This window comes from Mariprofundus ferrooxydans PV-1, assembly GCF_000153765.1.
Taxonomy (GTDB): domain Bacteria; phylum Pseudomonadota; class Zetaproteobacteria; order Mariprofundales; family Mariprofundaceae; genus Mariprofundus; species Mariprofundus ferrooxydans.
Map to the genome: position 1 here is coordinate 114,465 of NZ_DS022294.1, position 13,704 is coordinate 128,168.

The 13,704-nt window shown below is 52.7% G+C and carries 6 protein-coding genes and 1 pseudogene; all 7 read right to left on the reverse strand.

The window, feature by feature from the left end:
• Positions 1-37: 37 nt before the first annotated feature.
• Positions 38-4,816 carry a CotH kinase family protein gene (locus tag SPV1_RS00550; protein WP_009849118.1) on the reverse strand — a complete coding sequence of 1,593 codons (4,779 nt, stop codon included), beginning with the start codon at positions 4,814-4,816 and terminating at the stop codon, positions 38-40.
• Positions 4,817-5,731: a hypothetical protein gene (locus tag SPV1_RS00555; protein ID WP_009849119.1), complete on the reverse strand. Its 915-nt coding sequence runs from the start codon at positions 5,729-5,731 to the stop codon at positions 4,817-4,819.
• 45 nt (positions 5,732-5,776) lie between these two features.
• On the reverse strand, positions 5,777-6,781 hold the full coding sequence (locus SPV1_RS00560; protein WP_009849120.1) for a glycoside hydrolase family 113: 1,005 nt from the start codon (positions 6,779-6,781) through the stop codon (positions 5,777-5,779).
• A complete protein-coding gene (locus SPV1_RS00565) occupies positions 6,774-8,279 on the reverse strand; it encodes a hypothetical protein (RefSeq protein WP_009849121.1) in 1,506 nt (501 codons plus the stop codon). Before SPV1_RS00565 ends, SPV1_RS00560 begins: the two co-directional genes overlap by 8 nt.
• Positions 8,276-10,330 (reverse strand): glycosyltransferase family 2 protein, encoded by a 2,055-nt coding sequence (locus SPV1_RS00570; protein WP_009849122.1) that lies wholly within the window; start codon positions 10,328-10,330, stop codon positions 8,276-8,278. The genes SPV1_RS00565 and SPV1_RS00570 overlap by 4 nt, the downstream gene beginning before the upstream one ends.
• Before the next feature lie 8 nt (positions 10,331-10,338).
• Entirely contained in the window at positions 10,339-12,744 is a 2,406-nt protein-coding gene (locus SPV1_RS00575) for a cellulose biosynthesis cyclic di-GMP-binding regulatory protein BcsB (RefSeq protein WP_009849123.1), read from the reverse strand.
• A 47-nt stretch (positions 12,745-12,791) separates the two neighbouring features.
• Positions 12,792-13,704, reverse strand: a pseudogene (locus SPV1_RS00580) (IS5-like element ISMafe1 family transposase); the annotation flags it as partial.

Here is a 13,704-nt window from a genome sequence, read left to right on the forward strand (position 1 = left end):
CGGTTTCCTGTTGAACACAACTTCTTTCCGGATAAAGCTAGAACGGGCTACAGGCAACAAAGCGTTTGGCTTCTCCGTATTTCATATCGATATCTCTGGCCATCAATGTATTGGAGTACTGATTCACATCAGTCTTTAAAGGCTTCCAGCGATTACCGTCAAGCAACCATAATTCCAGCAAATCCTCATGCAGCGTCTGCGGTACCTCGGTGCGCCTTGAGTTCTCCTGTATATATTCGAACATCACATCACCATGTACGTCTGCACCGGGAGTCTCGGCAGAGACAACCCATGATCTCTGGATGCATTGACTGGCCGACTTCGTCGGAGGCAGATACCTGGGCGCAGCCCCGCCCTCAACCATCACCTTGAATGCAGTATCTTTTTTCAACGGCTTATCCAGGTTCAAATCAGCCACAAAATAGCCCCAGCCCGTATCAACCATATGAGTCTGGCTCGTACCTGCCTTAATGACGCCCTGACCGACAAGCTCTTTCGGCAACGGCCAGTCAATCAGAGGTGGATTGGGCTGGTCCGGCTGCCAGTCGAATCTGCCAAACAACTTGTATTTGAGAAAGTAATCGTGTGCCTTTGTGTAATGCATCAGCGATTCATAGGTTTTGGTAAAATCCTCTTTTCCATAAGAGAGGAATGTATCCTTACTGACTTCCTTGCCGATCACTGAAGCAAGATTACCGATCCTCGCCTCCATCACTGTCGGTGAAAACCAGCCGAATGTGTCTGCCGGACCATTGGGTTCCAGGCCAATCAGATGCTTGATCTTCGCATCAATACGCGCACGCAGTACGGGGTTACGCAGCGCCTTGTCTTTGAGCGGGTTACCTGCACCGACATCGGGCGCGTAATAATACTGAAAGTTATCATTGAAAATGGTGAACGGCCTGACGCCATACGGGTCATAGGTCCGACCAAAGGTCAGATTGTAATCCCATGGTACCATAGTCCACTTTCCGCCACCCGGCTGATGATATAGCCAGTAGTTTTTGTTATAGGTATCACCGTTGGTCACCAGAGCATTGGCAACAATCCAGTTCAACACCGTTTCATCATCAAAATACTCTTCGAGCACCTGATCCATATTCTCGGATGTGGCCGCATTCATGGCTTTTGCCATGTTACTGAGCGAACTGTAATCACCATCCTGAGGCGTGATTTTATCAAAGCAGATATCCATATTATCCGCAGTATAGAGATCGCCGCAGTGCGCCGCGTCATTAGGCTGGAAGAACTCGCCTTTTGGATCCAGACCGTTGGAAGCAAAAAACTCCTTACCCATCCACTCGACAGAGAGGTATAGCGCGACTTTTTCTCCGTGATTAAATCGAACACGGGTAAAATGCACATCCGGCACTTTCATGCCCATGGCTTCCATCAACTTCCAGGCCATCCATTCCCGCATCATCGCCTTATCGGAGCTCATCGACCGCAGCGCGATATCACGCCGGCCGAACCAGCGACCGCCATCCTTGTCCAGCTTGATACGCAACGACTTCTTACGAAATACGCGCGTGGAGCTGCCCAGCACCTGAATTGTACCGGTGAGTTTGCGTTTATCCTGCAGGATATCGACAGGAAAAGCTGACTGGTCATATATACCCTTGCGAAACAGCGCCTTGAGATCATCCTCGCCGATCGTCAATTCAATTTCCTCAATCGGAATTCGATAAAGGGCCTGCTCAAGCGCTGCATGAGAGTAATTGAATGTTTTTCCATGTGTAATCAGATTGCTGTATGCCGATGCAGGCTGCCCGTCACCGATCATGGTAACGCCCGGCGGAGCATTGATTAATGTCAGATAACTGCCTCTGATCCAGCCTGGTTTTTCACCAACCTGTTGCGGGTTTACCCGCATCCACCCGTCCTTCTGCTCCAGTACGCTAACCCTCTCCCCTTTAGCTACCCAGCCTACCATGCCCGAGTCAATACTCGGCACCGTACGCAGTGTGGCTGTTTTCACAACCCGTGCCTGCTGATAATGACTGAACGCAGCAATAGCGGTTTTTTTGACAGGAGCAGTCGACTTAGCGTCATCAACTATGATCTCGCCTGTTGCCAGCGCCAACTTCAACAGGTCAGCCGGAACCCAACCGCGTTTTCCGCTAATGGTCATGTTGACTCTTCGCCAGTCACCCTTGCTGTCAATGATCGTTGCCGACTCATCACGTCCAACCCAGCCAATTCTGTCAAACTGCCTGCCCGGCCCGGCAAGCAGATCGCTGGTCTGACTGAAGAAATACAATTGATCCGGGTTAATCTTCGCAACCTTCTCAGCAGCGACCGTCACAGGAGCGGATCTGTTCCGGCCCGCCTTGGCCAAAACCAGAGATGAATGATACACCCAGCCAATGCGTTTGCTCACCTCCATTTCCACCCTGATCCAGTCACCCTTCAGCTCCAGTTCACTGGCATATGAATCCACCCCGCCCCAAGCTACGACATCATAATTGGCGCCCGGACCGGCACGTAATGTTGAGTTGCGAATGAACCGATAAAGATTTCTTTCCGGTGCAGTTGCAGTGCTTGCTGTCGGCACGGCCTCCGCCTTCGGAGTAGCGGACTTCAGCGCAACCACTTCCGGAACAGCCGCCTTACCCTCTGCGGCTGGGCTCTCTGCAGCAGCTGCCGGTGCTACCGATTTCTGCTTTACGGCTGCTTCTGCCGGTGCGGCCTTTTGCTTCACAGCAACCACTGTCGCCGGGGCTTCTTTCTGTATGGATCCGATATCAATCCAGCCGGTCCGCCCACTCTCCTGCATGCGAACATTCACCCATCCACCCTGCTGGGCCAGTACCGTGACCATTGCGCCTGCACCAGCCCACCCCATGATGTCAGAGAGTGATCCGGGTCCTTTACGTATCGTCGTGGTACGATAAATCGCATGCTCGCTTTGCGGCGCTACCTTGATTGATTCCGGCTTTGCAGCAGTTTTAGTGCCTGATGTGAGTACCGGCGGCTGCGCTGCAGCTATTGGTGCAGGCTTTGCTGTCATCACCGGCCCGGGTTCGACCGCAGTCTTGGCAGCAGTTGCAGCCACCGGAGTAGATTCTGTCGGAGAGGCAGCGGCACCTGATCCCTCTGCACTGTTAGCAGTTACAGATACGGCGGGCTCCTTTGGCAATACTGCCGCTTTCACAAGCGTCAACGATGGCTGGTAAACCCAGCCGATACGTTTGCTGACCTGCATCTGTATCTTGACCCAGTTCCCTTTATGGTCGATCTCGTCAGCATAGGAGTCCACCCCGCCCCAGCCTACGATATCATATTTCGAATCGGGGCCTGCGCGCAGTTTGGACGGACGGTTGAAACGATAAACCGTGCCGGCTGCATCTGAAGTTGCTGTCGTTTCAACAGCTGCCGGAGCGCTGACCTTGTCGGCAGCAGGCTCTATAACAGTGTCTGAGGCAGTATGATCCACCGGAACACTTGGCGACAGCGCATCGCTCAAGCCTACCTGCTGACCATGCTCATCGCTGAGCAATTTCATCGCTGGTTCATCTGCGGCTGTCTGTACGGAGTCAACTTTCCCGCCGGCCTCCAGGGCCTGGTCGGTTGTCTTTGCCGCTGCCTTCTCCGAAGCTGGCGTTTCGTTAACCAACACCTGTGCACCAGGAGAAGCAGGGTCTGCCGGTGCAGCAACTTGTTTTGGCAGTTCTTTCGCTTTCACAGGCGTCAACGATGGCTGGTAAACCCAGCCGGTACGCTTACTGACCTGCATCTGTATCTTGATCCAGTTCCCTTTATGGTCGATCTCGTCAGCATAGGAGTCCACCCCGCCCCAGCCTACGATATCATATTTCGAATCGGGGCCTGCGCGCAGTTTGGACGGACGATTAAAACGATATACCGTAGTATCAGCAGCGCGGGCGACAGTCGGATCAGAGGCCGGTGCAGGTGTTACATTTTCGGGCTTTGTCGATGCGGATGCAGTGTCTGTTGCTGCAGCGGTATCATGCGAGGGGCTCGCTGCTGCCGTCTGACTACTGCTTCCTGTTTGATTCTGCCCGAAAACAGCATCATCCCACAGCATAATCGGCGTTGTTGCCGTTTTTTCGGCCGGCACTGAAGCCTGTTGGTCACCTGCCGGCGAATCAGCAGCACGGGTGGGCGTCACTACGGGCGATGCCTGCGCTGGAGAAAGAGTCTTTCCCTGATCTTGCTGCACAGGCATGACGGCAGTTGTATCGACAGCGGGTGTGTTTGACTCTGCAGCCAGGGGATGATGAGACGCAGCAGGTGCCGGCGACGGCGATACAGACTGCTGCTTCGCGGGAGCCGCAATCGGCTGCGACTGCGGTGCATCAAGCAAATCGGTCGCTGTGATCGTCTGACCTTTTCCCTGATATATCACATTCGGTACAACAGGTTCAGTAACCACCGGCACAGCAGGCTTGCTCTCCTGCGCGTTCTGTCCGCCCGGGGGGATGGTCGGCGTCGATTGAGTAATCGCTACCGGTGCAACCGTCTGTGTAGGGACTGCCGATGCAGCAGCCGATCCGGCAGCAAGAATCGTCTGCCCACCTTTCGCACTCACCTGCTCCACCGACGCAGCATAGAGCCAACCATCCGCCGAACCTGAAGCCTGTCTTACTTTAATCCAGTCACCTTTTCTGGCCACCTCTATCACCCGGTCACCGGCGGATAGCGCGGCAACCGGCGCATAGGCGCTATCCGGACCGTTACGCAGACTGGATGCCGCCAGCAACGCATACGTATCCCCTTCCGCAGCACTAAGTGAACCTGCAGATAGCGCCACCCAGAGCAGCGCACAAGCCAGAATCGCGTTACGATTGATCAATTAGTCTCTCCAACGATAACTCAGGCCCATGCCTGCAAAGTAGTCAATCGGGTTATTCCGGCCGAAGACGGTCTTTCCTGCATGCACGCTCGTCGACCAGCCGGTACCTGTAAACGCATGCGAATAACGCAGTTGGACCGTGATTTGGTCGGAGTTAGTCATACTCCTGGGTACCTGGTTAAAAAATAGCTGCCTCTGTAGTCCGTTTCGACCGAAGCTGACACTGTGATTGATGCGCAAGCCGGCATAGTCACCGGTTTGCTGAAAATCGGTCGAGGTAAAGGCATATTGCGTCTCCAGAAATGAGGTCAGAACGTTGCCCTTGCCGCTGAAAAAGTAGACATAACGCGTGCCAAGGGTCCAACCCCATGAACTGCGCTTCACAAGCATATTCGGCACATCAGATGAGAACTTCAGCCCCAGCCCCAGCCCCAGCGCCCCGCGCCCCAGTCGCGAAGGATTATTATTATCGTACCCGGTCGGGATGATCAACAGCGCCTCCCAGGCAGCCGTACCACGATGATTCAGGCGTGTTCTTACACCTACCTGTACATCGCCAATACCTGCATTCGGGCCGCCAATCAGGGTGTAGCCCGGCCTGACCCGACCGGTGATCGGATTCACCCTCGCCGCACGGTTGATCTGTCCGCACCTGCGATAGGCAAAGTTCACACTGGCAAAAATCGTGTGGAAATAGGAGTAACCATACTCATACCCCTGCAGCAGACTGACGTTTCTGCGCTGACAAACCGATGTAATGACCTGACGCTGTACGTCCCAATGCTTATTGCCTCCGGAAAAGTTCACACTTCCGTTATACAAGGACTCCCCCTGATCGAGCATGCCGACGCCTGCCTGAACCGACGGAGCAAGAGCGAAGAAAATTGTGATAATGCCAGCTACACGCGACAGCATGAGAGCGGGCCGGCATACTGCTTTGAATATCATACCATCCCCTTGTTAGTTCCAATAGCGCCGGATAATGCGTTCTGCCGGCTTGTTCTGTGGCGTATAGTCCGCATCATTGATTCTACCGGGTTTATAATCGCTGTACCAAACCCATATAAATGCGCCGTCAACCCATGGTTTGTCCAGCGCACGCAACCAGATATCCAGAGCATCTCTTTGCACATTAAAATCAACTTGCGCATGCCGAAGCCCCTGCCAGGCCCAGGGGCGTGCAGAAGCCCCTCTGGCCGATGGCATACCAAACTCCAGCACCCAGAGTGGCTTGTTATATGCGGAAACCGCTTGATGCAAGTTCTCGACGGCCTGATCCACATAGAGCTGCATATCGTCCCTGCTGCCGCTGGAGCCCAATGAAGGGTAAAGTGTCAGCGAAACTGTATCCAGCATGTTCCAGTACGGGAATTTTTTAACCCCTTCCACATTATGTGCCGCATAAGTGATTGTTCCTGAATAAACCGCGCGCACCTTACGGATCAATTCGGGCCAGTCTACCTGATCACGGGCATGAACCAGTTCTGTTCCTATGACCAGTGCCTGCACCCGCTGTTCTGATGCAAATCGAGCAAAAGCAACAATTTCCCGCGAATAGTTCTCAAACCATTGGTGCCACGCCTGTGGCCGGCCAGGATCCACATCACCGGCCCATGACCCCTGTACCAGTATTTGCGGTTTAAGCACCGTATACAGACCAAGCTCACGAGCGTACCTGATCGCCTTTTTCAACTCATTAACAGACACCGCATCTGAACGCGTGACCTCTACAGAGTCGGGCCTCGGTTGCTTGAGAAAGCTGATCAGCACAACGGCATTAGCGCCTGTCGACACCATCTCTCTGAGTGACCGACGCGCCTGAGGGTCCTCCCACGACATCGAGGCATGCTGCATGACATTAAAGCCATGTTTCATTGAACTGTTCTGCAACAGGCCGTGACTTGCACAGCCTGTCATCAACAGAGCCAATGCCAGAGCAACGGGAAAATAACGCCGATCAGACATGCTTTTTCCTGTAAACTCGCCAGCCAAGATGGTCGTAGACGATGCTGAAGCCTTTCATGCCAAAGTCATACAGGTTTGGATAACGAATATTCAACTTGTCACGGCGCCCGCGAACAGTCGTCGGGTCGGGCACTGCGATCTGCGCCACATTCGGGATACGCTCGCGAATATTCGATTTATATTCGTTGGAAAACGACAGCACCAGCCCTTTCGCATCGCCTCTGGCGGCAATCACCTCGTAGGCGTCCCGATCGTAAAGCATTGTTTGCTGGCGATTATGCTTCAACCAGAGTCCCAGCGCCAAATCAGCATCATTCGATGAGTCCTGATGCGTGTCCCCCTGCAAGGCCTGCATCCAGTGCTTCATCTCAGGGTTACCCGCCTGTGAAAACAGCCACCAGCCACCGACACTGCTGATGAACATAAAGATGACCAGCAAAACAAACTCTCGCCGGCTCTGCATCTTGATAAAGGTCAACTCGGCCATCACGCCCGCACTGAGAAGGCCCAGAATTTCAAATGGGTGCATCAGATAATATTGGCTGGTGGCAATAGCGATAGCGATAAGAGGGTGCAACAGCAACACAAATGAAGCACGAAAACGGTAGCTGTTATCCATTGTATCCAGCAGCAGATATACTGAAACAGGATAGGCAACCAGCATATAACCGGTCGCCGCAATCAGCGGCATAAAAAACTGACCGCCATATTGCTGCAACCACGGGAAATCCTGAATATGCAGCATACCACCCATAAAGGCTGAGTCTGCATTGGTGATAAAGAAGAGAGGATCACCTTCAAAGATCCAGTTCATATAGGCCCATGTACCCACAGCAAATGCAAACGGGGTACCCACAATCAGGTAGAGACCGACCGGTGATACCATCACCGTTCTGATCGGAGCGATCACAACCAACAGCGGAAGCAGGGCCACAAAAATAAAGATGGCCGAACTATCCACAAAAAAGAAGATCAGAAACACGACAGCCAGCGAGATATAGGAGTGAATATCGTGCTCTGTGATAACATGCTGAGCGCTTCGGTAGAGCATATAAAATGCAATCATACTCAGCATCAGGTGGCCGCCGGATGTTGCCGCCCATAAAAATGCCGGGTGACTTACAATCAAAATGGCCAACAATGCATGCCTGAATCCGCTTATCTCCACCTCTTTCAGATGGCGATCCCACATAAACAGCAGGAATGTCGCTGCCAGCAATGCCACCAGATAGGGCGCTGCTCCGGTATCCAGGCCGGGAATAAAATAAAATGGTACCAGCACATAGAGGGGAAAATGTGGCTGCAGAAAGCTCAGATTTTCCAACAGCACATCACTTGCTCCAAGTGCACCGGTCACCATGGCCCAACGCTGGGTGGCTGCTGCAAGCTGAAAGTCATTGGATAACAACCAGATTGTTACGCCGCACATCGCCAGAGCAATGAGAGCAAGCACAGCCTTGCCTCCGTAATTACGCTGGCGAACAGGTGATATATTCATGCTTTCGGCTTCTCGGGTTGAGTTGCACTATGCGTCACTTCAAAACTGGTCAGGCCGTGATGCGTTTTTTCCCAGTAAAAGGGGTTATGAATCAGCTGCCAGAACCCCTTATATCCAGCCCATGACTGCAGCAACCAGTAAAACGGCACGGTCAACGCCCATGGGATCAGACCGAAATACCTGCGCTTGAATCCGCTGAGCATAAACAGGTAAATCAGCATGCCGTTAGCAATCAACAGATTAAACAGTGTAATATAGAGGACAAAAGATGGGAAATAAGGATCAAACGCGAAAGTACTGGTCAGCAACCAGATAATATACATCAGAAACAGCACCGGGGTCAGCATGGCACTGACAATTGTGCCGCCAATAAAAAACTGGAAGCCCCAGAAACCCACATGACCCAGCTCGCCATAGAGCTTGAACGGCGAGCGCATATGAACCAGATAACTCTGCATATAGCCCTTCAGCCAGCGGGAGCGCTGACGAATCCAGTTAGGAATAGAGTTGTTTGCTTCCTCAAATGTGGTGGAATTCATGACACCAACCCGGTATCCCGCCTGCGTAAGACGCACACCAAAGTCGCAATCCTCCGTCACATTGTAGGGATCCCATCCACCCATTTCCCGGAGGACACTCATCTTGAAGTGATTGGATGTGCCCCCCAGCGGAATAGGAATGCGCAGATAATCCAGTGCCGGCAGATAAAAATCGAACCACAGAGAGTATTCCATGGTGAACATACGAGTCAGCCAGTTCTCAGCCACATTAAAATAATTCAGTCGCCCCTGAATCACCGCCGTATTTTCCGGCGATTTCCGGAAAGCGATCACCGCCTTCTTCAGCTGATCCGGTTCCGGCGCATCCTCACCGTCATAAATCGTCGCCATCTCGCCCCGGCTAAAATGCAGCGCATAGTTACAGGCTTTCGGCTTAGTCTGCGGCAGGGATTCGGGTACCCGGATGATTTCGAAGATGCCTTCGAGTCCAAGCTCTTTGGCAGCATCAATCGTTTCATCATCCTCCTGTTCCAATATCAATTTGATATCGAGCTTGGAGAGCGGATAATCAAGCGTGCGCAGCGCCTGAGCAATATTGGGCAGCGTAGCCGCCTCATGAAACATCGGGAGCAAAATGGTATAAACCGGCAGGTCACGATCATCCAGAGCCAGCACTTCCTCATCCGTCACATACTGATCAAAATGTTTCTCACCACCGACCCAGCCGAGCAACATGCGCAAGCCAAAATTCAGCATCAGAAACGCTGAAATACTCAGATTCAACACCACCAGCGACTGAATCGGCCATATCGCCAGAATGATAATGCTCAGCGTCATCCAGACAAACAGGAATGTCAGCTGTTTGACGGTGAACACCTCGGATGCCGAATATTGCGGCAACGTATTGGCCAGTTCATGCACTGCTTTTCCGCTATAATATGTACCGCCGATCTCCTGTAGCAACCAGATAATATCGAATTTTGAAGTCACAATAAAATCAAACGGCTCGTCCACTGTTTCATTAACGATTTTCAGCAGCTCGGGCGTCACGTCCACTACGGCGACCTTCAACAGACCATCTTCCCGCTGCCAGGGCATAAACAGGTTTTCCGAATAGACAGAAAGCTTGCTTCGGTCGAGCAAGCTAATGTCCGGCCGTCTGTCCATCAGATCTACATGCGGTTTATCAAAATGCTCGGCCAGCACCTGCCCCATCACATAAGGGCTCACCCACCCTTTGGCCAGAATGATATCACCGAGACGGGTACCCCATTCAGACTGAATCTGGACGGCTTCCTCCATCTGCTCATTGCTTAACACACCTTTGCTGACAAGCAAATCGCCAATCCGACCACGCCTGAAGTGATCCGTAAGTGCATCATAGAACGCAATTGTACTGACCAGGCGATTAGCCAGAATAATGTGCCCGATAGGCCCACCTTCCCGCTTCTGCTGAGCAAGCACCCGCTCGAGTTGCTCCTCGCTGATGAGCCCGCGGCTCACCAGCAATTCGCCAATTCGAGGTTTAGCCCCCCCTCCGGTCTTGCTCATACGGATACTTACCTGTGCTCATCAAGATGATCCAGTGAATCACCCATATCCGCCGCTGCGCTCGCTCGCATTTTTTCTTCTTCCGACTGATAGAATGAGTCATCGGCCTCACGCGCTATCTTGTTGGATCTGGACATACGATAGAGATACACAACGACCATGGTCAGCAGGAACCACAGTGCCACCATCAGCCAGAATTTGTATTTACCGAGCACATCAAACCAGTCCTCCACATCCGGATAATAAACCTGGGCCAACGACGGCTCGGCGCTGTTCATAGTCTTGATTACACCCTGCGAGTCAATGAATGCAACGTTATCCTCAGCCAGGTCCAGTCGGTTTGTTACCGGCAACTCGGCGTTGTCAGCCGGAGTAATCCACATACCGAAGGCCGATGGTGCCTTGACGATTTCAGCCACCGTCACCTTGGTCAGGTTGCTTAGATCAAAGTAGGTTTGGCCTTTCGGAGTCTGAATCTTCACATGACCTTTATCAAAGCGAACTGGCGCTTCTATGCTCTCACCCATAGGGAAATGTCCAACAGCGACAAATGGACCGTCCGGATTCACCACCTCGGATGAAGAGACAAAATGCAGCCTGCTATGATCAATTACCAGCGGGAAGTCAGATGCCAGCCGCGCCATCAGATGCAGCACCTGCTCAGGATGATCCAGATAGGATGACTCCATATACGTATCAAAACCGGACAGGAAATATCTCGACAAGTCAGAGAATTTAGCTGGAGAAACAGTCGATTCTTTTTTCACAACCAGTGCGCTATCCGGCATGATCTGCACATAGTCACTCGGCATCACACCATGACAGTCACCTTCTTCGATATCGTGCTGGATAACCACACGAATGTCGTTGAACTGCTTCTGATATTCCGACGGCAAATTAACAGTAAAATGCTGCTTAACACCGTTGTCCGCCAAGCGTGCAGATTTCACCAGCACATCGTTCAGGAAGACGTACAACTCATAGTTGGGATCATCCTTCCAGCGAACAGGAGCCACAACCTCCAGGTTCAGGAAGTCCGGCTGTGTCCCCATAGGCAAGGCAAAGGGGCTCACCATCGTCCGCCAGCTGACTTCCCGGGTCAGGTACTTAACATCGGTATTCATACCCAGCGTGGAGAGCGGCAGCGAATAAAATCCGGCGTCACCCTCCAACCCCATAGGGCCGCCATGGGCCCGCAGGCTGTCTGGCCTGTACACGCGATAATGATCACCGGCAGCAAGTATTTTCCAGTTATCATCCAGCAGATACATCGGCTGCACATCATACGGATCCGTCACCACAATCGCCGAGCGGTTTGCAAAATGTGCCATCATCAGGTTATCGGTCTGCTCAGGAACGCTCCCCGAAACATCAGTAGCAAGTCCGGCAAGCGCAGACTTCGGCGCGATAACAATATCACCAACTGTCGGCAAACGAACCAGGTTTACTTCCTTGCCCTTGTCAGCCAGCAGCGCCATTACAGCCAGCGTAGAGGCAAACTGATCCTTGCTCAATGCGCCTTGCGATAGGCTGATCGTCACCTTATTCGGCAACAACCTCCACGCGTCGCGGATAGAGCGTTCCAAAGGCTGATACGATATAGACAGCGATGATTCAGGCATGATATGCAGGAATACATTGCTTAAACGATCATCAAAACAACGGTCATCCGACACCGGCAAAATCGCGCTGATCGTCACCTTCACCAGCTTTCCGTGAAAAGCTGAAGATGGCAGCAGCAGGTCCAACTCATGCATACCGGAGTCGTGCGGCAGTTCCAGCTGCTTATATGGAATATCATTGATGGAGACCCGGAAGTTGGCAAATTTATTTAAATCGGGAGAGGCTCGAAACAACAGTCGCAGTGCACCATTGGTAATCCGCGAATCAAGCGGGGCGGGAAAAAAGAAAGTAGTGGCATGCGATACCGTCGCACCTTCAAACATAATCCCCTTACGAAAGCCCAGATCGTCCAGAGAGACATTGCGGGTGGCAAAAGGGGTGTCCGGGTTGGCCACTATCGGCTCAGGCACTTTTTTCACGACCATCCTGGCCTTGCCCTCACGCTTGGTTGATTTTGCAGCGGCTGCAGGCTGCGCTTTTGCTGCTGCAGCAATGATATGTGCCGGAGCCTTGCGTACCTGTCTGGAAAGAATCCAGCCCTGATTTCCCGAGCGCTTCAATGAAACAAACACCCAGCCCCCCTGGCGTTCCATCTCAACCATCTGTTCGCCTGCATTCAACGATGCCAGATGCGATGCTGTTGAAGAGGGGCCTGCATACAGTACCGCATTGTTTTCAAGCACTTCAAGCCGATCACCGATATCGGCCAGAGCCACTTGCGAAAACAACAACAGAAAGATCGGAAGCAGCACTCGCCGCACGATATTAATCATCTCATGATATGATCTCATAGCACCCACCCCTGATTCATACTTAGAGCCTCCTCAAAAACATCCATCTACCATCCAGTGGAAGCGTCCGCGAAGCGGGGATGCATGCCAGTCAAACGATCGCCAACGCCGTCATCAAGCCTCAGCATGCCCCTGAGCCATGTTGTGCAGGCATCCATGATGGCTGATGGGCGCAAAAAAGGCAGCAAAAACCTGAGCAGGGCAATCAGGTTCATCACCAGGAAGATGCTCCGCACCCATGCCTCAGAGGTTGAAGCCAAACGGGCGCGTATTTGATTGAGCCGGTAACCGTTTTTCCCTTGCCCGAACTTGCCTTCGACAGGGATGCGACTGCGCTCATCCTCCCTGCGCTGGCGCTTGAGCTGTTTGATCTCATCCATATTCTCCGATGTAACCTTCCTTGGCCTGCCCAAAGGCCTGCCGCCAAAGCGGATGCCATGCTCCTTCAGCCACCGCCGATTCGCGCGTGTGCCGTAGATGCCATCAGCCAGCACCACCTCAGGATAAAAGCCGAAGCGCGCCTTGTATCGCTCCACCTGTGCGATCAGATCCTGTGACTCATTGAATGCATCCCAATCCAGATGATCTACAAATGCCAGTTTGCCAATCATGCTGACGCTCACCTTTGCGCCAAACTCCACCGGGCGGCCAGCCTTGCCCCGTACAATCGGCCGCACATGCGGCTGACTGATGCTGACAATACGGTCATCACAGCGGCGGCTCTTCGTCTCATACATCCGCTTCTGCTGCGCATACACATGCTGAATAATCCAGTACTGGCGTTGAAGCTTGTGTCCTAAGGGAAACGGCATGCCGGCCTCCGCCATCAGCTCGTCCAGCATCCGCTCAATATGCCCAAGATTGCGGCGCACATACTGCAACTGCTGGCGGATGCCCTTGCGGATCAGCTTGCCGCCCGGTTTCTTGCGCTTGCTGATGGAAAGAAATACCTTGCGCGCT